At 73.2% G+C, this 18,773-nt stretch carries 13 protein-coding genes; 6 read left to right on the top strand and 7 right to left on the bottom strand.

What is annotated here, in order from left to right; all coding sequences use genetic code 11:
• Window positions 1–39: 39 nt before the first annotated feature.
• From IFY26_RS13700 to IFY26_RS13685, 4 genes are all read left to right on the top strand, one after another.
• A complete protein-coding gene (locus IFY26_RS13700; protein WP_232549567.1) occupies window positions 40–1,260 on the top strand; it encodes an isochorismate synthase in 1,221 nt (406 codons plus the stop codon).
• The gene (locus IFY26_RS13695) at window positions 1,257–2,210 is read left to right on the top strand and encodes an o-succinylbenzoate synthase (RefSeq protein ID WP_232549566.1); all 954 of its coding nucleotides are present in this window, start codon (window positions 1,257–1,259) and stop codon (window positions 2,208–2,210) included. Before IFY26_RS13700 ends, IFY26_RS13695 begins: the two co-directional genes overlap by 4 nt.
• On the top strand, window positions 2,207–3,772 hold the full coding sequence (gene menD / locus IFY26_RS13690; RefSeq protein WP_232549565.1) for a 2-succinyl-5-enolpyruvyl-6-hydroxy-3-cyclohexene-1-carboxylic-acid synthase: 1,566 nt from the start codon (window positions 2,207–2,209) through the stop codon (window positions 3,770–3,772). The genes IFY26_RS13695 and menD overlap by 4 nt, the downstream gene beginning before the upstream one ends.
• Before the next feature lie 124 nt (window positions 3,773–3,896).
• Window positions 3,897–4,190, top strand: a complete 294-nt coding sequence (locus IFY26_RS13685; protein WP_232549564.1) for a hypothetical protein — start codon at window positions 3,897–3,899, stop codon at window positions 4,188–4,190.
• 26 nt (window positions 4,191–4,216) lie between these two features.
• Here the strand turns inward: IFY26_RS13685 and IFY26_RS13680 are convergent, their stop codons facing one another.
• The 4 genes from IFY26_RS13680 to IFY26_RS13665 all read right to left on the bottom strand — a co-directional run bounded on the left by IFY26_RS13680 (window position 4,217) and on the right by IFY26_RS13665 (window position 8,520).
• Window positions 4,217–5,683, bottom strand: coding sequence for an alanine/glycine:cation symporter family protein (locus tag IFY26_RS13680; RefSeq protein ID WP_232549563.1), 1,467 nt, complete (start codon window positions 5,681–5,683; stop codon window positions 4,217–4,219).
• Window positions 5,684–5,796: 113 nt separating this feature from the next.
• On the bottom strand, window positions 5,797–6,714 hold the full coding sequence (locus tag IFY26_RS13675) for a ribokinase (protein ID WP_232549562.1): 918 nt from the start codon (window positions 6,712–6,714) through the stop codon (window positions 5,797–5,799).
• 32 nt (window positions 6,715–6,746) lie between these two features.
• Window positions 6,747–7,988 (bottom strand): glycosyltransferase, encoded by a 1,242-nt coding sequence (locus IFY26_RS13670; RefSeq protein WP_232549561.1) that lies wholly within the window; start codon window positions 7,986–7,988, stop codon window positions 6,747–6,749.
• Between the two features lie 16 nt (window positions 7,989–8,004).
• Window positions 8,005–8,520 carry an acyl-CoA thioesterase gene (locus tag IFY26_RS13665; protein WP_232549560.1) on the bottom strand — a complete coding sequence of 172 codons (516 nt, stop codon included), beginning with the start codon at window positions 8,518–8,520 and terminating at the stop codon, window positions 8,005–8,007.
• A gap of 223 nt (window positions 8,521–8,743) precedes the next feature.
• Between IFY26_RS13665 and IFY26_RS13660 the strand changes: the two genes are divergently transcribed.
• Window positions 8,744–9,637, top strand: a complete 894-nt coding sequence (locus tag IFY26_RS13660; protein WP_232549559.1) for a hypothetical protein — start codon at window positions 8,744–8,746, stop codon at window positions 9,635–9,637.
• A gap of 98 nt (window positions 9,638–9,735) precedes the next feature.
• Here the strand turns inward: IFY26_RS13660 and IFY26_RS13655 are convergent, their stop codons facing one another.
• Together IFY26_RS13655 and IFY26_RS13650 are read right to left on the bottom strand one after the other, a co-directional pair.
• On the bottom strand, window positions 9,736–10,230 hold the full coding sequence (locus IFY26_RS13655) for a 2'-5' RNA ligase family protein (protein WP_332836198.1): 495 nt from the start codon (window positions 10,228–10,230) through the stop codon (window positions 9,736–9,738).
• 42 nt (window positions 10,231–10,272) lie between these two features.
• On the bottom strand, window positions 10,273–10,788 hold the full coding sequence (locus IFY26_RS13650) for a hypothetical protein (RefSeq protein ID WP_232549557.1): 516 nt from the start codon (window positions 10,786–10,788) through the stop codon (window positions 10,273–10,275).
• 121 nt (window positions 10,789–10,909) lie between these two features.
• Between IFY26_RS13650 and sppA the strand changes: the two genes are divergently transcribed.
• Entirely contained in the window at window positions 10,910–12,673 is a 1,764-nt protein-coding gene (gene sppA / locus IFY26_RS13645) for a signal peptide peptidase SppA (RefSeq protein WP_232549556.1), read from the top strand.
• Between the two features lie 109 nt (window positions 12,674–12,782).
• On the opposite strand, the gene pulA is transcribed toward sppA, so the two are convergent.
• Window positions 12,783–18,515 carry a pullulanase-type alpha-1,6-glucosidase gene (pulA, locus tag IFY26_RS13640; RefSeq protein WP_232549555.1) on the bottom strand — a complete coding sequence of 1,911 codons (5,733 nt, stop codon included), beginning with the start codon at window positions 18,513–18,515 and terminating at the stop codon, window positions 12,783–12,785.
• Window positions 18,516–18,773: the final 258 nt, after the last annotated feature.

Below are 18,773 nucleotides of genomic sequence, written 5' to 3'. Positions count from 1 at the left end.
AGCCGCGCCCCTGCACGGCGCCGGGTAACCTTCACCCTCGTGACCACGGGGCGAACGGGATCGACGCGGCCGGCGCGCGCCCGCCGCCGCGAGCCGTTCGCCACGTCCGTGCGGCGCGGCGTCCCGCTGGTCTGGGCCACCGGCGCGGGAGACGATCTCACGGCGCTGCTCGGCTGGGGCGAACGGTTCCGCGCCACCGCCGCCGGGCCTGATCGGTTCGCCACCCTCGCCCGGGAGTTCCGACGCTTCGCCGCTACGGCGGACGCCGACCCGCGCGAGCTCGTCGCCTTCGTCACCCTCACCTTCGCCGCCGAGTCCGCCGAGGCGTCCACCCTGGTCGTTCCGGAGGTGGTCGGCCGGTGGGCCGACGGCGTGCTGACCACCGCCGAGAACGTCCTCCCCGAACCCTCGGCGCCCGCTGAGTTCGAGGAGCTCGACGTGCGGCCGGGCCAGCTCTCGCGCGAGGGCTACCGACGGGCCGTCGCCGAGGCGGTGCGCCGCATCAGCGGCGGCGAGGTGGCCAAGGTCGTGCTCGCCCGCGACCTCGAGGCGGTCGCCCCCGACCCCGTGGACGTGCCCGCCGTCGTGGCCCGGCTGCAGGAGGCGAACCCCGAGGCCTGGACGTTTCACGTCGACGGCCTGGTCGGCGCGAGCCCGGAGCTGCTCGTCGCGCTGCACGAGGGACGCGTCCGCTCGCGGGTGCTGGCCGGGTCGGCCCCCGTCACGGGCGATCCAAACGCCGACGCCGCGGCCGCCGCGGCGCTGGCGGCCTCACCCAAGGACCTCGCCGAGCACGCCTTCGCCGCCCGCTCCGTGGTGGACCCGCTGGCGCAGGTGGCCGACGTGACCGCCGCCGGGCCGGCCGTCTTGCGCCAACCGCGCATCTGGCACCTGGCCACCGACGTGTCCGGAACCCTGCACCCGGGCAGCACGCTGGGCGTGCTCGAGCTGGCCGGGCTGGTGCATCCGACCGCGGCGGTCTGCGGGGCACCGACCGACGTGGCGGCCGCCCTGCTCGCCGAGCTGGAGGGCTTTGACCGTGGCCGCTACGCCGGCCCGGTCGGCTGGGTGGACGCCGCGGGCGACGGCGAGTTCGCGCTCGCCCTGCGCTGCGGGCAGGTCGCCCCGGACGGCCGCTCGGTGCGCCTCTTCGCCGGGGGTGGCGTGGTGGCGGCGTCCTCGCCCAGCGCCGAGCTCGCCGAAACCGCGCAGAAGTTCCTGCCGATGTACGAGGCCCTCTCCCCGGTGGCGCGGCCATGATCGCCGTCTACTCCACCGCGCTGACCCTGCCGTTCCGCGGGCTGACATCGCGCGACGGCGTCCTGCTGCGCGGCCCGGCGGGCTGGGGTGAGTTCTCGCCGTTCTGGGAGTACGACGACGCCCCCTGCGTGCCCTGGCTGCGCGCGGCGGTCGAGGCGGCGACGCAGGCCTTCCCCGACCCGCTGCGCGACCGGGTGGCCGTCAACGTCACCGTGCCGGCGGTGGACGCCGCGACGGCCCGGGGCATCGTCGCCCGCTCCGGCTGCGGCACCGCGAAGGTGAAGGTGGCCCAGGCCGGCCAGAGCCTGGCCGACGACCTCGATCGGGTGGCGGCCGTCCGAGACGCTTTGGGCCCCGCCGGCCACCTGCGGGTGGACGCCAACGCCGCCTGGTCGCTGGACGACGCCCGGCGTGCGCTCCCCGCCCTCGACCGCGCCGCGCGCGGCCTGCAGTACGCGGAGCAACCGGTCGCGGCCGTGGCCGACCTCGCGCGGCTGCGGCGCGCCGTGGGCGTCCCGTTGGCCGCCGACGAGTCCATCCGACGCGCGGCGGACCCGTACGAGGTCAAACGGCTGGACGCCGCGGACGTGGTGGTGCTCAAGGTGCAGCCGCTCGGCGGCGTCCGCGCGTGCCTGCGGCTGGCCCACGACATCGGGATTCCCGTCGTGGTCTCCTCGGCGCTGGAGAGCTCGGTCGGCATCGCTGCGGGTGTCGCGCTGGCCGCCGCGCTGCCGGGCATTGGGCTGGCCTCCGGCCTGGCCACCGTGCAGCTGTTCGCCACGCCCGTCACGTCGGAGCCGCTGCTGCCCACCGACGGGTACCTGCCCATCGTGCGCGTGACGCCCGACCGCATTCCCCCGGCCGACCCGGCCCTCACCGCCCGGTGGCACGAGCGGTTGGGGCGCGTCGCGCGGCTGGCCGGCATCGACCTCGCGGCGGTGCTGCAGTGAGCGCGACCGACCTGGCCCGGGCCCTGGTCGCCGGGCTCGTGGCCGCCGGGCTGCGCGACGTCGTGGTCTGCCCCGGCTCGCGCTCGGCCCCCCTCGCCTATGCCGTGGCGGACGCCGAGGCCGCCGGCTGGCTGCGCGCCCACGTGCGGGCCGACGAGCGGACGGCCGGGTTCTACGCCCTGGGTCTGGCGAAGGCGGCCGCCCTGCGGGGGACGCCGCGTCCGGTCGCCGTCGTGGTGACCTCCGGCACCGCGGTCGCCAACCTGCACCCGGCCGTCCTGGAGGCCGCGCACGGCGGCGTCGCTCTGCTCGTGCTCTCGGCCGACCGGCCCCACGCCTGGCGCGGCACCGGGGCCAACCAGACCACCACCCAGACCGGCCTGTTCGGTGCGGCCGCCCGGGCGGCCGTCGAGCTGCCCGCCGGCACCGATCCGGCGGCCGTTCGCGGCCTGGCCGCCCGCGCGGTGACCGCGGCGCTGGGCACGCTGACGCGCGACCCCGGCCCGGTGCACGTCAACGTGGGCTTCGCCGAGCCCCTCGTGCCGCCGGGGCCGTGGCTGCCGGGCGACCCGCCACCACCCCTGCCCGTCGTCGCGCCGGTCGCGTCCGCCCCCGAGCTGGCGCTGCCCGCCGGGCGCCGCACGCTCGCCGTGGCCGGTGACGGTGCCGGCCCGGACGCCGCCCGGCTGGCCGCCGCGGCCGGCTGGCCGCTGCTCGCCGAACCGTCGTCGGGCGCGCGGCTGCCCGGTGCGCTTACCCACCCGGTCTCGGTGCTTGCGGACGCCACCGCCGACGGCCGGGCCGCCCGCGCCGAGCGCATCGTGGTGTTCGGCCACCCCACGCTGAGCCGGCCGGTGTCGGCCCTGCTGGCGCGCCGCGACGTCGAGATCGTCGTCGTCTCCCCCACCGCCCGCTGGACCGACGTGGCCGGCACCGCCGCCGTGGTGACCCCCGCCCTCGAGGTGAGCCCGCCGACCCCGTCCGACACGGCCTGGCTGCGGGAATGGCAGGAGGCGGACGCCGCCACCGCCCGCGCCTTCGTACCCGGCCCGAGAGAGCGCGCCGCCCGCGCGCTGTGGGACGCGCCGGGTTGGCTCGTGCTGGGCTCGTCGACCACGGTGCGCGCGTTCGACCGATGCGTCCCGGGTGCGCAGCGAGCCACCCGGGTCGTTGCCAACCGCGGTTTGGCCGGCATCGACGGGCTGGTCTCCACGGCGCACGGCCTGGCGGCCGGGCTGGGCGAGCCCGTGCGGCTCGTGCTGGGTGACCTGTCGTTCCAGCACGACGTGGGCGGGCTGGTGCGGGGTGACACCGAGCCCGAGGCCGACCTGCAGGTCGTCGTGCTCAACGACCACGGCGGCAGCATCTTCGCCGGCCTGGAGCACGGGGCGGCCGAGCCTGAGCTGTTCCGGCGGTTCTTCACGACCCCGCAGGCCTTCGACGTGGTCGCCGCCGCGCGGGCGTGCGGGGCGGCGGCGTCCCGGATCACCGTGGCCGCCATGGCCGATCGGCTGGCTGAGCCCGTCCGCGGTCGCACCGTGCTCGACGTGGGTCTGGCCTGAGCGTCGCCCGGCTCATCCCTGCGTCGCAGCAGGTCGCTGCCGATGGCGGACGCGGCCGCCCCGGGGGCGGGCCTAGATTCACCGGTGTCGTGTCCGATCCACCCCCAGCGCCCAGGAGGCCACCGTGACCACCACCTCGCTCCGCCGCCCGACCGACCGGCCGATGGGGCGTCCGCAGCCCCACCCGCGGGGAATCCGCCCGGCGCAGGCGCGGGTGAGTTGGGGGTGGGTCCTGCTCGCGCTGGCCGCCCTCGCCGCCCCGGTCACCGTGGCCGTCCTGAACAGCGGCACCTGCTACCACGGCGACTGCCGGGTGGCGGTCGCGGGCGGTCCGATCGGCTGGTTCGCCGTCGGGATGCTGCTCGTGCAGGCGGTGTGGGCGCTCGTCATCGCGGTGCGGCCCGCGCCGCAGGACTGACCGCCGCCACCCCCGGGCCGGGCGGCTCAGCGGTGCCCGGCGTCGTGCTTGATGTCGTCCCAATGGGCATCGATCGCGCCCGGGCGGCCGGCCATGAACGTGTCGACCTGCTCCCGGTCGGCCCGCAGGTGCGGGTCGTTGTCGAGGTAGTACTTCGTCTCGCGGGCGATGAGCCCGGAGAGGAGCAGCAGGCCGATGAGGTTCGGGGTGGCCATCAAGCCGTTGGCGATGTCGGAGAACGTCCACACCAGGTCCAGCGACAGCGTGGCGCCGAGGAACACCGCCAGCGAGAACACGATCCGGTAGGGCATGACGAACGCCCGCCCGATGAGCTTCTCGACGTTCCGCTCGCCGTAGTAGCACCAGCCGAGGATGGTCGAGTAGGCGAACATCACCAGGGAGATCGTGACGATGTAGTGGCCCCAGCCGACGCCGAGCCCCGCGTCGAAGGCCTGGGACGTCAGGGTCGAGGCGTTGGCGCTGCCGCCCGTCCACGTGCCCGTGATGATGAGGACGAGACCGGTCATCGTGACGACGATGAGGGTGTCGATGAACGTCTGCGTCATCGAGACCAGGCCTTGGCGCGTCGGGTGGGTGGTCTGCGCGGCGGCCGCAGCGATGGCCGCCGATCCCATGCCGGACTCGTTGGAGAAGATGCCGCGCGCCACACCCATCTGGACGGCCAGCATGATCGCCGAGCCGACGAAGCCGCCGGTCGCGGCGCTGCCCGTGAACGCGTCGCCGAACACCCGCGCGAAGGCCGCCGGAATGGCCGCGACGTTCATGCCGAGAATCACCAGGGCCGCACCGACGTAGATCACGATCATGAACGGCACGAACGCGGCGGTCACCTTGCCGATGGACTTGATGCCGCCGACGAGCACGGCGAGGGTGATGACGACGAGCACGACGCCGGTGATCCACGTCGGGACGCCGAAGCTGTTCTCGACGTTCCCGGCGATCGAGTTCGCCTGGGTGCCGTTGCCGATGCCGAACGTGGCGATGATGGCGGCGATGGAGAAGAAGGTGGCCAGGAACGTCCCGAACTTTCCACCCACGGCGTCCTTGAGGTAGTACTGCGGGCCACCGGAGATCTCACCGGAGACGTCGCGGTGGCGGAACCGCACGGCGAGGAACGCCTCGGCGTACTTGCTGGCCATACCCAGCAGACCGGTCACCCACATCCAGAACAGGGCCCCCGGGCCGCCCAGGGACAGGGCGGTGGCGACGCCGACGATGTTGCCGGTGCCCACGGTGGCGGCCAGTGCGGTCGTGAGGGCCTGGTACTGGGAGATGTCGCCGTCGCGGGCATCGGTGCCCGCGTCCCGCCGGTCGATCAGGGCGAGCCGCAGGGCCGAGAACAGCTTGCGGAACTGCAGGCCGCCCAGGCGGATCGTCAGCCACAGCCCGGTGCCCAACAGCAGCGGGATCAGGAAGAACGGCCCCCAGATGAACCCGCTGACCTCGTTCAGGAACGACTGCAACGCCTCCATGGGCGATTCCTTTCACACAGGGTTCCGCACGGGGGTGGCGGAGCCGACGGAGGAACGCTGCCACAGTCGTGTTACGGCCGCGCGAAGGCGCCCGCTGCGTGGGACCGCGCTGCTCAGCGGCGCGGGGCGTGCAGTTCCTCGGGCGTCGGGTACGAGGCCTGGGCACCCTTCCGCTGCACGGCCAGCCCGGCGAAGCGCGCCCCCACCCGCGCGGCGTCCGCCAGGGAGTCACCGGCCGCGAGCCGGGCGGCCATCGCCCCAACGAAGCCGTCCCCCGCCCCCGTCGTGTCGACGGCCGTGCACGCCAGGGCGGGTACGTGCTGGGGGCGGCCGTCCCGTTCGGCCACCCACGCCCCGGCGGCACCCAGCGTCACCACGACGCTGCGCGGGCCGCGGGCCAGGAGGTCGGCGATGGCGGCGTCGAGATCCGTGGCGAGGGCGCCCGGGGTCGTGCCGAGCAGGAAGGCGGCCTCCGACTCGTTGACCACCAGCGGGTCGGCCGCCGCCAGCACCTCGGGGGCGACGTCCGCCGCCGGGGCGAGGTTCACGACCACCCGGGCGCCGGCCGCCGACGCCGCCGACGCGACGTGGGCGACGGTCTCGAGCGGAATCTCCAGTTGGAGGACGACCACCGTGGCGCCGCGCCACACGTCCGCGAGATCGGCGACCAGCGCCGGCGTGACCTGCCGGTTCGCGCCGGGCGCGACGATGATCGCGTTCTCCCCGTCGGGGGTCACCACGATGACGGCGGTGCCGGTGGGAGCGTCCACCCGGCGCAGCGCGTCGGTGCGGACGCCGGCGCCCTCCAGCGAGCCGACCAGCAGGTCGCCGGAGGCGTCCGTGCCGACACACCCCACCAGGGTCGCGTCCGCCCCGGCGCGACCCGCCGCGGCCGCCTGGTTCGCGCCCTTGCCGCCCGGGGTCGTGACGACGTCCGAGCCCAGCACGGTCTCCCCCGCGGCCGGCCGGCGCCCGACCTCGAGGACGAGGTCCGCGTTCGCCGAGCCCACGACCACCACGCTGCGTGGCATCGCACCCTCCCCTGTCAGTCCAGCAGGCCTGGTCAGTGCAGCAGACCCCGCCGCTGCAGCAGCGTGACCGTCGCGGTCACACCGTCCTCAGCACGCAGCCTGCCACCGACCTCGGCGGCCCGGGCGTCGTACGCGCCAAAGGTGAGGGCGTCCAGGAGGCGCGCCAGACGTGCGGCGGTCAGGCGGTGGATGGGGACGGGCGCGGGGCCGACGCCGAGCCGGTGCAACCGCCACGCGTGGTAGGGCTGGTCGACGCCGAAGGGGACGGCCACGCTGGGCCGCCCGGACGCAAGGCCGGCGTGGGTGGTGCCCGCCCCACCGTGGTGGACGACGCCAGCCATGCGGTTCAGGAGCCGGTCGTGGGGGACGGGGCCGGTGGCGAACACCTGGGGGGAGATGCTGCCGGCGGACACCCCCGGGATCGCCGGCGTCACCACGCGCACACCGCTGGCCTCCGCCGCGGCGACCACGAGGCCGAGGTCGCGTTCGCCGGCGAAGTCGCTGAACGACCCGTAGCCGACGAACACGGGTCGACCGGCGTCCAGGAACGCGGTGAGGTCGGCGTCCAACTCGGTGGCGGACGGCCCCGGGGCGAGCCACCCGGTCTGGTGGACGCCGCCTGGCCAGTCAGGGGCGGGTGGCACCAGCACCGGGCTGGCCGCGACGAGGGTGGGGTGGGCGTCCGCGGCCCGCGTCTCGCGGAGCACGTCGCGCCCCGGCAGGCCCAGACGCCGACGCACCGTTCGGGTGACGGCCTGACCCACGTTGGTCGAGAGCAGCCAGCTCAGCCGGACGCCCGCACGGTCATACGGCGTCCACCCGGTGAACCAGCGGTGGAAGAAGTGACTCTCCCGCTGCAGGGTCGGCGGTTGGGCCGTGAACACCACCGTGGCCATGCGGACGCCGTGGGCCTCGGTGAGCGCCTGGGCCAGGCCTCGGGTGAGCACGCCGGTCAGCACGAGATCGTCGCGTCGCACCGTGGCGAGCGTCGCCGAGGTCAGGCCCTCGGCCAGCCGCGCGACCCACTGCTGCAGCAGGCGGGCCTGCCCGGCCGGCGTCCGGGCCAGCCACTCGGCGGCGGGGGTGCGCGTGAGGGCGTCCGCGAGCCGGCCCGGCACGGGCACGAAGCCGGCCCCGTGGTCGGCGACCAGATCGGCGTACTCCGCGAGGGCCACCACGCGGGCGTCGATTCCGCGGCGTTGGAGGGCCCCGGCGAGCACCGCCATGGGCTGCACGTCGCCACGCGACCCCAGCGCCAGCAGAACGACTCCCATGCAGACAGCTCCCGGCTCAGCCGGGGATCTTGGTCGACTCGGTCCAGTCGACCAGCCAGGCTGGGAGGTCGAGGGCCGGCCGGTCCCCGACCAGCGCGAACAGTTCGTCGTGCTCGACCGACCCGCCCGACTCCTTCAGGAACCGGGCCCGCACCACGGCGTGGGCATGCACGACGTCCCCGCGGCGGAATGTCTGCTCGACGAAGATCCACCGGTCGTCGAAGCCGAGCACCCTGGTGTGCAGCTCGAACCGCTGCCCCAGCCGCAGCGAACGCCGGTAGGTGATCGTCTGCCCCGCGACCACCGGGTACCACCCCTGGGCGCGCACCGTGCCCCAGAACCCGGAGCGGAGCATGAGGTCCATGCGGCCCAGATCCATGAGCGTCAGGTACTTGCCGTTGTTCATGTGGGCCATGAGGTCCAGATCGGTCGGGACCACGCGGAACCGCGTCACCACCGCGTCCCACAACCCCACGGGCGCGCGGCGCCGCCACCGGAGGAGGAGCATCAGCAGGCGCCCGTACAGGTTCACCCGGTCAGCCTAGTTCCGGACGCCCCACGGAAGCGGAGCGGCCTCCCCCACCAGGCATGCTCGCGCGCAGTCAATCACCGTATTGCTGAAATAAAAAGTGAACGATAACGAATTCGCATCATTGCCAACCGAAGCCACTCCGCCTTCGGCCACACCCTCGCCGCCAGCCGTATTCTGCGGCTGCCGAAGCATGACGGCCAGCCCGAACCACAGAGAGAACCCCATGACCAACCAGACGCCACCGCCCCCCGACCAGCCGTACAACCAGCCGCCAGCGCAGAATTATCAGCACCCCCAGGGCGGATTCCAGCCCGGCACTTATCCCCCCGGGCCTGGCGGGGCTGCCGCAGCACCGGGGCCGGCCCGCAAGGGCACGCTCGGGCTCATCGCCTTGGTCATTGCCATCGCAGGGTTCATCTTCGCCCTCGTCCCCGGTGCCATGGTGATCGGGTGGATCCTGCTGCCCATCGCGTTCATCCTCGCGATCGTGACCTTCTTCCTGCGCGACCAGAAGAAGGTGCTCGCCATCATCGCGCTCATCGTGTCCATCGTGGGCACGATCGCCGGCGCGCTGGCGACACTCGTCGCCATCAGCAACGCGTTCACCGAGGCGAGCGGGGGCGCCGTCACTGCTGCGCCTCCGGCCGCCACCTCCGAGGCGGGCACGACCACCACGGAGGCGGCCGCCCAGTCCAGCGACGAAGGCACGCGCGAGAACCCCTACCCGCTGGGTACCGCCATCGCGAACGACGAGTGGAGCGTCGTGGTGAACTCGTTCGACGCCGCGGCGACCGACCAGGTCCTGGCCGAGAACGAGTTCAACGAGGAGCCGCCGGCGGGAGAAACGTACGCGCTGGCGAACGTGACCATCACGCGCGTCGCCGCGGAGGCACAGACCCCGATGATGGTCACGGTCGAGTACGTGACCGCCAGCGGCAACGTCATCGGTTCCTGGGACAACCCGGCTGTCGCGCCGGACGCGGTGGACAGCAATGAGCTCTACGAAGGAGCGACCGTGACCGGAAACCTGGTCTTCCTGATCCCAGAAGGCGATGCCGGTAGCTTGCGCGTGACCCCGGGCCTGTTCACCGACGAGGTGTTCGTCGCGCTGTCATGACCCGAAGCGCTCCCCCACCGGCCCCGAGATCTACCGATTTCGGGGCCGGTCGCTGTTCCCTCGACCGCGCCTCACAGACAGTGAGGCCCGGGGCAACGTCAGTGGGCCCACCGACCCAGTTCGAAGCGCTCCAGGACGCGGCAGGCGCCGGCCTCCCACCAGGTCAGCACCAGGCTGTCGGCGCGGCAGGATGCGGGCAGAGCGGCGCCCAGCAGTGCCCGCGTCGAGGCGGCGGAGACCCCCTCGCCCACGCGGTCGAGCGTCACGTGCGGGGTGGGGTCCGGGACGCGGCCCCAGTACGGCGCCACGTCGGGGAGAGCCGCGCGGCAGGCGTCCGTCAGGGCACGGAAGCCGTCCGCCGGCTCAGGTACGGCGTGGATCACGCCGTCGGGGAAGACGCCGATCCGAGCCAGGCGGTAGGAGAACGGGGGGACGCCCCGGGCTACGCGGGCCGCCACGTCCGTCCGGTCGACGGGGAAGGGAGCCAACACCGTCACGTGCGCGTGGGCGAAGGCCGGATCGTCGGACACCCAGGCGGCGTCGTACTGGGCCGTGCGCCACGCCACCCACGGCTCCAACGCGGGAACCGGCACCAACAACACCCCGTGGCCGCGCACCGCGCGCGCCCGAACCGCTCAGAGCACCCCGGCCTGGCCCGGGCGTAGGGCGTCCGGCACGAGGCGGGCGTGCAGCTCCTTGAGCCGGGAGAACTGGTCCTCGGCGTTGTGGACGCGGCGCCGGTACTCGGCGGGATCGAGCCCCAGCTCATCGGCATAGTGCTCCAGCGTCTCCCACAGCCCCTGCTTGGCGTTCACCGCGCCGCGGAGCAGTTCCAACTCCAGGAGCGGCGTCATCGGCGAGGCGAAGGGGCCGCGTCCGTTGGGCTTGAGGCGTCCGACCACCTCGGCCGCGCCGGCGAGCGCACGCATGATCCGCGGCTGGTTCAGCCCCAGCCGCCCGATGAGCTGCTGCGCGTGGTCGTGATCCTCCTGGATTTCCTCGGCGAGCTGGGTGATCTCCGCGCCGATCTCGCTGTCGCCATACGCCTTGGCCATCCGCTGGAAGCGTCCCAGGCCGGCCGTGGCGCCGGTGAGGTGATCGGAGAGGTAGCGCTGCAGGACGAAGCGGTCGATGCTGTCGGGAACGGGCACGGGTCCTCCTGGGTCGATGTCACTCCAACCTAACATCGACCCTTGTCACCCGCGGCGCGACGGTCGAGATGGGGGCCTCCCGGGCCTGCCGGCCGGCGGGGGCACGCGTACGCTGGGCCCCATGAAGCTGCCCTCCGCCGTGCACGCGCTGCTCTCCCGTTTGCCCCTGGCCGACCAGATTCCGGGCGGCCCCGGGGAACAGGTGATCCTGGAGCTCGATCTCGGCCGCGGCGTCGCGGAGGCCGCCCCGAACAACCCGATCGACGCGATCCGCGGGCTGCGGACGCCGCAGCTCCGCACGCTGGTCGAACACCTCCGCAAGGCCGAGACCGACGCCACGGTGGTCGGACTGGTCGGCGTCCTTCCCGGCGGTGGGCTCACGTTCGCGCAGTCCGACGAGTTGCGCGCGGCCGTGACGTCCTTCGCGCGCAGCGGCAAGCCGACGCTCGCGTTCAGCCCCACGTTCGGCGAGCTGGGCGAGGGCAACGTCGGCTACCACCTCGCCGCAGCGTTCGACGAGATCTGGCTGCAGCCGTCCTCCGGGCTGGGGCTGGTGGGGTTCACCGTGAGCCAGGTGTTTCTGCGCGGCGCGTTCGACAAGCTGGGCGTGCAGCCGGAGTTCGGGCAGCGGTATGAGTACAAGACCGCGGCCGACCGCTTCACCCGCACCGGCTTGACCGAGCCGAACGCCGAGATGCTCGGCCGCCTGGTCGACTCACTCACCGAGCGGCTGGTCGCCGACGTGGCGGCCGACCGGGACGTGCCCGCCGAGGAGGTGCGCCGCGCCCTGGCCGACGCGCCGCTCACCCCCGAGGACGCGGTCGCCCGCGGCCTCATCGACCACGTGGGCTACCGCGACGAGGCCTATGCGGCGCTGCGGACGCGCGTCTCGGCCGCCGAGCCGACGCTGCGTTACGTGGAGCGCCACGGCGTGAGCCGGTTCCACGCGCTGGCGGCGCAGCTGCCCACACCGTCGGTCAAGCCGGGCATCGCCGTGATCGAGGCCATCGGCGCCATCGAGATCGGCCACGCGTCCACCTCGCCCAACCAGCGGAGCATCGGCTCGGACACCCTCGGTGCCGTCCTGCGGGCGGCGGCGCAGGACGACCACGTCGCCGGTGTGGTGCTGCGCATCGACAGCCCCGGCGGCTCGGCCGTGGCGTCGGACGCGCTGCGTCGCGACATCCTGCAGCTCCGGGCCTCGGGCAAGCCGGTCGTGGCGTCCATGGCGTCGGTCGCGGCGTCCGGCGGCTACTACTTGGCCATGGGCTGCGAGCGCATCGTCGCGGCGCCGGGCACGCTCACGGGCTCGATCGGCGTGCTGGCGGGCAAGTTCGTGGTGCGCGACGCGCTCGCCAAGGTGGGTGTCAACCATGCGTTGATCGCCGGCTCGCCCCGCGCGGCGATCCTCTCCTCCGACCGGCCGTTCGACGACGACGAGTGGGCGATCCTGGACGCCTGGCTCGACCGCGTCTACGACGACTTCACCGCCAAGGCGGCCCACGACCGCGGCATGGCCGTCGAGGACCTGCGCGCCGTCGCCCGGGGCCGCGTCTGGTCGGGGGCGGACGCCGCCGAGCGCGGCCTGGTCGACCGGCTCGGCGGCCTCGGGGACGCCATCGACGAGGTGTGCAGCCTGCTCGGCCGCTCCGGCACGACCGTGCCGGTGATGACCTACCCCCGCCCGCACCCGCTGGCGGCGTTCCAGCCGCCCGAGAGCTCAGAATCCGTGGCCGCGGCCATGGCGCTCGCACCGGCCGCCGAGGGCCCCCGGCTGTGGCGCCTGTTCCTGGGCCAGCTCACCGGCACGCCGCTGGGCCGCGGTCTCGCCGTGCCGGGCGTGCTCAGCCTGCCGCCGATGAGCCTGCCCGGCGTGCTCCCCTGACCCTGCCCCGCACCCCTCGGCCCCCTCGGTACCCCTTGAGCGGCATTTGGACCCGAGGAAATGGCGCCATGGCGCCATTTCCTCGGGTCCAAACGCGACTTGGCCCGCGTCAGCTCTGCTGCTGCACGAACACGGCCACGGTGTGGGCCGGGACGTGGGCGGTGGCGGACGCCGCGTCCCACGTCGCGGTCTGCACCACCGGGTCCGCGCCGTTGGCCTGCACGTCGGAGAGCCGCAGCGACGCGCCCGCCAGCCCGGGCACAGGCTGCTCGATCGCCGCGCCGCTCGCGTTGAACACCACGACCACGTTCCGCAGCCGCGGATCGACGTCGACGCCAACCGTGTCGTCGATGCGCATCACGATCACCTGCGGGTCGCCGGCATCGGTGCCCGAGACGGGGAACGACACCTTCTGCTCGACCAGGTCCGCATCACCGAGCCGGAACAGGTCCGTCGAGAACCGCAGCCGCAGCAGGTCCTCCGCCATCGCCGCGCTGGTCTGGATGTCGGCCGGGGTCGGCTTCAGCGACGGATCGGCGAGCAGCGGACGCATGATCGCCCACTTCCCCCCATTGGCACCCTCCGGGGGCAACCCACGCCCGAACCCGTTGTCGGTCATCGTGAAGTCGAGCCGGTTGAACCAGTCGCCGCTGTTGTAGGAGTCGCGGTCGAGGCCCTTGGAGCGCAGCAGATCCGTGCCCGCGTGCCAGAAACTCACCGACTGCGAGAGCGACGTCGTCGCCAGCGCCACGTTGTTCAGCCGGACGCGCTCGGCCATCGGGGTGTCGGCCGGCAGCTTGTAGGTGAGCATGTCGAACAGCGTCTCGTTGTCGTGGGCGTCGACGTAGTTGACGATCTCGTCCGGGTCGCTCGCGTACCCGGCGGGGTCACCGTTGTACGAGATGCCCGCCCCGGTGGTCAGCTCGCCGGTCTCCTGGCTGCGCAGGCCGAACTCGCGCAGGTTGCCCGCGAGCCCGATCTGCACCAGATCGGTGTCGTTGGCGCTCGACCCACCCGAGGCGAACCCCAGGTCGGTGCGCGGGTCGTCGTCGAACGGCCCGCCGCCCCGGACGCCGTCGCGCAGCCGGTCGTTGAACGTGGCGATCGACGTGCCATCGAGCGCCCCCTGCCGGGCCTGCGGGAAGCGGGCATCATCGGCGACCTCGCCGAAGTTCCACCCCTCCCCGTAGAGCGTGACGGCGCGGCCGTCCACCCCGTCGCGGGCCGGGGTGAGGGCGTCCAGCGCCGCGCGCACCGCCGCCATGTTGGCCTGCGAGTGATGCCCCATGAGGTCGAACCGGAACCCGTCGACCTTGTAGTCGCGCGCCCACAGCACCACGGCGTCCACCATCAGCTTCTGCGCCATGGCGTGCTCGGTCGCCACGTTCTGGCAGCACGTCGAGGTCTCGACCTGCCCCATCGCGTTGAGTCGGTGGTAGTAGCCCGGCACGATGCGGTCGAAGACGCTCTTGGCCCCCTGACCCGACTCGGCGGTGTGATTGAACACCTGGTCGAGCACCACCCGGAGCCCGGAGTCGTGCAGCGCACCCACCATCGTCCGGAACTCCGCGACGCGGTTGCCGCCGTCCGCCGCGGCGGCCGTGGAGGCGTACGACCCCTCCGGCGTCATGAAGTGCCAGGGGTCGTAGCCCCAGTTGAAGGCGTCCGTGTCCGCCTGCGCGGTCACGCACCGCTGCTGCTCCGAGCTGTCGGGCGCGAACGACGCCAGGTCGCAGTCTGGCGTCGTCTGCCGCGCCGGATCCTCCTCGATGGACGCGATGTCGAACGTCGGCAGCAGGTGCACGGTGTTCAGGCCGGCGTCCGCCAACGCCTCCAGGTGACGCCGCCCATAGCCGTTCTCGGCAAACGCCAGGTAGGAGCCCCGGAGCTCGTCCGGCACGTCCGGGTCGGCCATCGAGAAGTCGCGCACGTGCAGCTCGTAGATCGTCTGGTCCACCTCGTCGCGCAGCGCCGGGGCAGACGCCGTGCGCCACTGCTCGGGCTGCCACCGCTGGTCGCGCAGATCAACGACGACCGACCGCTGGCTGTTCAGCGTGAGGCCCACGGCGTAGGGGTCGGTGACGAGGTTGGTCTCGACCGCACCGGTCGCCGGCACGAACACCGACACCTCGTAGACGTACTCCCGGCCCACCCAGTCGGCCGCGCCGCGGACGCTCCACGTGCCGTCACCCGAGCGCCACATGCGGACGCGCACCGGGTCGCCGTCACCCCCGGCCGGCCACGTCAGCAGGGTGACCTGCTGCGCGGTGGGCGCCCACACGGTCAGCCGCGGGGTGCGCCCGGTGAACGCGACACCCAGCCGGGTTCGCTGCGCGGGCGCCGCGTAGAGGGCGTCGAGCACGCCGGGGATCTGGACGCCCGAGGCGTCGCGCAGGCGTCCGAGGTCGTCGTACATGCCGACGGCGACCTGCCCGCGCAGCAGCTCCGCGGCCTGCCGAGCCGCACGCGGGTCGAGGCGCAGCGCGAGGTAACCCGCCAGGTGCGGGTGGCTCTCGAGCACCGACGCCGGCAGGCCGGCCGGGTCGAGGGTGAGGAGGGCGGAGCGTCCGCCCGTGATGTCCTCGGCGTCGATGGCGAGCCCGCCGGTGCGCGACCAGTGCATCCGCCAGCTCATGCGCGCCGGGTCGGCGATCCCGTCGGCCGGCCACGCGATGAGATCCCGCGTGAGCCAGTGCGCCTTGGCTGACGTGAGGTCGGGCGCGACGCCCGCCTCCGCGCTGGTCACGGTGAGGACGTGGGACGCGAGGTCGTAGCTGAACGTCACCAGCAGCCCGGCCGAGGGCACGGAGAAGCCGATGTTGGCCCCGCCCGGCTCGCCGCCGGCCCCGTAGTCCTCATCCCACGACAGGCCGTGCGCGACCTTCACCTCGTAGTTCCCCGCGGGCAGCGCGGTGGTGGCGAAGGTGTACGTGCCGTCGGCGTCGGGGTCGATCAGCCAGGGCAGCATGCAGCTCGGGTCCCAGTCACCCGGGCAGCCCAGCTCGCTCTGCAGGGAGCCGGGCGCGGTGATGATCGGGCCCTCGGCGTCCGAGGTGGCGTAGTGGCGGGCGTGTTCGTAATAGAAGGTCACCGGCCCGCCGTCGGCGGTGTAGGTGATGTTCGCGCCGCTGGGGACGCCGCCGGCGCCGTAGTTCTCATCCCAGCTGTTGTCGATGGCCGCCTTGTACTCGTGGTCGCCGGCCGGGAGGGTGCCGGCGTCGTAGGTGCGCTTCCACACCGAGTCCTTCGCGTCGAGGGCGAGCTGGGCCTCGGCGCACGCCGGCTCCCAGTCGCCGGCGCAGCCCATCGCGGCGTTGTGGCTGCCGGGCACCGAGACGGCGCCGGGCTGCTCGACGGGGCCGACCGGGCCGGGGCCCCCGTCGCCGCCGGGCGTGCTGGCTTCACCGACGATGCCGTAGGTCGAGGACGCCGACACGTTGCCCGCGTGGTCGCGCAGCACGGCGCGGTACTCCACGAGCGTGCCCTGCGGGAGGGTGCTCACGTCGTGGAAGACGCGGTAGGGCGCGTTGTCGTCGGTGCCCAGCACCGTCCAGTCGGTGGTGCCGACGGGCCGCTGGGCGAAGGTGACCTGGACGAACGCGTTCTCGGGCACGGACGCCGCGACCTCGGCCCGGCCGCCCACGACAGCCCCGGCGGACGGGGTGGTGAGGGCCACGGCCGGTGCCTCCTGGCGCGGGGCCAGGGCGCGTGCGGCGCGATAGACCACGGCGGACAGTGGGGGGACGGTGACGTGGACGCGGGCGTCCGCGTCGCTGAAGAGCCGACCGTTGGTGCCGTAGATGCCGCGGAACATCATGCGCGGGGAGTAGGTGGCCAGGGTCACGTCCTGCGCCGTGGGGGCGTTGTTGGCGACGACCAGGTACTCGACGTTCTCGGTCGCATCGATGCGGCTGACCGCGAACACGCCGGCGTCGTTGGAGGCGTACCGGTGGATCTGCGCGCCGTCGGCCAGCGCCGGGTGGCGCTCGGTGAGGTCACCGAGCGCGGCGATCTGGCGGTAGAGCGGGTGGGTGGTGTCGTAGCGGTCGCGCGCCCCGGACGGCCCGCCGACGACCGGCTCGGCGGCGTACTGGGCGACCTGGGTGGCGAACATGTCCTGGCGGGCGTCCTTGTCGCCGCCGGAGCCGATGAAGCCCTGCTCGTCGCCGTAGTAGACCACCGGCTGACCGCGGGTGAGGAACATCAGCTCGTTGGAGAGCTCGACGCGCTGCAGGAGGTCGTCGCCGGTGTGGCCAGCGCCGGCGAGCATCATCGCGGCGCGTCCCATGTCGTGGTTCCCGGTGAACGTGGGCAGTTGGTAGGCGTTGCTGTCGGGGTCGGTGTAGTAGTCGTCGGCGGCGTAGAACGAACGCAGCTCGGTGGTGGCGTTGCCGCGCGCGAACCCGATCGAGCGGGCCTGGAAGCCGAAGTCGATGACTGCCTGCAGCTGGCCGGCGGTGGTGAACTCCGAGAGGTAGGACGGCGTCGAGTCGTACACCTCGCCGAACATGAAGAAGTCCTCGTTGTTCTCGCGGGCGGCCGCCAGGACGCGCGGGCTGAACTCCTGCCAGAACTCGAGGTTCACGTGCTTGACGGTGTCGATGCGGAACCCGTCGATGCCGAAGTCGGCCCATGTGGAGTAGATGTCGATCATGCCGTCGACCACCTCGGGCCGCTCGGTGAACAGGTCGTCCAGGCCCACGAAGTCGCCGTAGGTGTTGGACTCCCCCGACCACGTGCTGTCGCCGCGGTTGTGGTACAGGGTGCGGTCGTTCAGCCAGGCGGGAACCTTGACGCCGGCGTCCGCCTCGGTGCGGAAGACCGGGGTGTACGGGAACGAGGTGGCCGGATCCAGGGCGGGGAACGGCTGGTTGATGTAGTCGCGGTCGTCGAAGACGGTGCCGGCGGCGTCGGTGTACGGCGCGGCCTCCTTGGTGAGGTAGCTGTACTGGCCCTCGGCGTAGTCGATGACGTCGGCGGTGTGGTTGGTGATGATGTCGAAGTAGACCTTCATGCCGCGCGCGTGGGCGGCGTCGATGAGCTGCTTCATCTCCTCGTTGGTGCCGAGGTGGGGGTCGATCTGGGTGAAGTCGGTGATCCAGTAGCCGTGGTAGCCGGCGCTCGCGTCCGCGCCGCTGCCCTGCACCGGGCGGTTCTTGAAGCTCGGCGTGAGCCAGATGGCCGTGGTGCCGAGACCCTCGATGTAGTCGAGCCGCTCGCTGATGCCGGCGAGGTCGCCGCCATGGTAGAAACCCTTGTCGGTGGGGTCGAACCCGGTGGCGAGCCGGTCGCCGGTCAGGCCGCCGGTGTCGTTGCTGGGGTCGCCGTTGGCGAACCGGTCGGCCATCACGAAGTAGAACTGCTCGCGCGTCACGGGCTCGCGCAGCGAGGTGAGCGCGAGCGCCGCGTCGGCGTCCGTGGCCGGGCCCGAGAGCTCGGCGGGCCGGACGCCCACGGCGTGGGTCTCGTCGTCGTAGCTGAACGTCAGGGACGCCGGCCCCTGCAGCACGAGCGGCAGGTTGGTGCTCGGGTGGGACTCATCCCACGCCCCGTCGAGCGCCACCTTGTACTCCCACGTGCCGGCCGGGACGGCGAAGTCCGCGGCGTAGGTGGTGGTGGTGTCGGGCTTCAGGGTGAGCGCGGTGGCCGCGCAGGTGGGCTGCCAGTCCTCACTGCAGCCGAGTTCGTCCTGCAGGTTGCCTACCAGCGTGACGGTTCGGGGGGCTGCGGGCGCCGGGCTGGCGGGCGCCGCGGAGGCGAACGTCGGGAGGGCCGCGGACGCGGTGGCGACGGCCAGCGCGACGGCCAACGACGTAGCGAGCACACGGTGGGGACGTGACATTGCGAACTCCTGGGAGAGGGATCCGGTGAAACCTGCGGAGGCCCAACCTAGGCCCGTGCCGCCCCGGAGCACAACACCCGCAGGACGATCCCCCACGGCGACCCCGGACCGGCATTTGGACCCGAGGAAATGGCGCCATGGCGCCATGTGCTCGGGTCCAAAGGCGGGTGCGCACGGGTGCGCACCGGTGCGCACCGGCACGGAGAGGCTGGGCGCCGGGACGGTACGCCGTGGGGGAAGGCGCCGTGGGAGGATGCG

This window comes from Propioniciclava soli, assembly GCF_014858005.1.
GTDB classification, from domain to species: Bacteria; Actinomycetota; Actinomycetes; order Propionibacteriales; family Propionibacteriaceae; genus Propioniciclava; species Propioniciclava soli.
The sequence above is the reverse complement of the archived record's forward strand: the minus strand, read 5'-3'. Positions and strand labels throughout refer to the sequence as shown.

Excerpts from the sequence above, each read along its gene's own strand:
- IFY26_RS13675 (WP_232549562.1), bottom strand. The coding sequence starts at position 6,714 with ATGCCACGCAGCGTGGTGGTCGTGGGCTCGGCGAACGCGGACCTCGTC.
- IFY26_RS13670 (WP_232549561.1), bottom strand. The coding sequence starts at position 7,988 with ATGGGAGTCGTTCTGCTGGCGCTGGGGTCGCGTGGCGACGTGCAGCCC.
- sppA (WP_232549556.1), top strand. The coding sequence starts at position 10,910 with ATGAAGCTGCCCTCCGCCGTGCACGCGCTGCTCTCCCGTTTGCCCCTG.
- IFY26_RS13680 (WP_232549563.1), bottom strand. The coding sequence starts at position 5,683 with ATGGAGGCGTTGCAGTCGTTCCTGAACGAGGTCAGCGGGTTCATCTGG.
- pulA (WP_232549555.1), bottom strand. The coding sequence starts at position 18,515 with ATGTCACGTCCCCACCGTGTGCTCGCTACGTCGTTGGCCGTCGCGCTG.
- IFY26_RS13660 (WP_232549559.1), top strand. The coding sequence starts at position 8,744 with ATGACCAACCAGACGCCACCGCCCCCCGACCAGCCGTACAACCAGCCG.
- IFY26_RS13695 (WP_232549566.1), top strand. The coding sequence starts at position 1,257 with ATGATCGCCGTCTACTCCACCGCGCTGACCCTGCCGTTCCGCGGGCTG.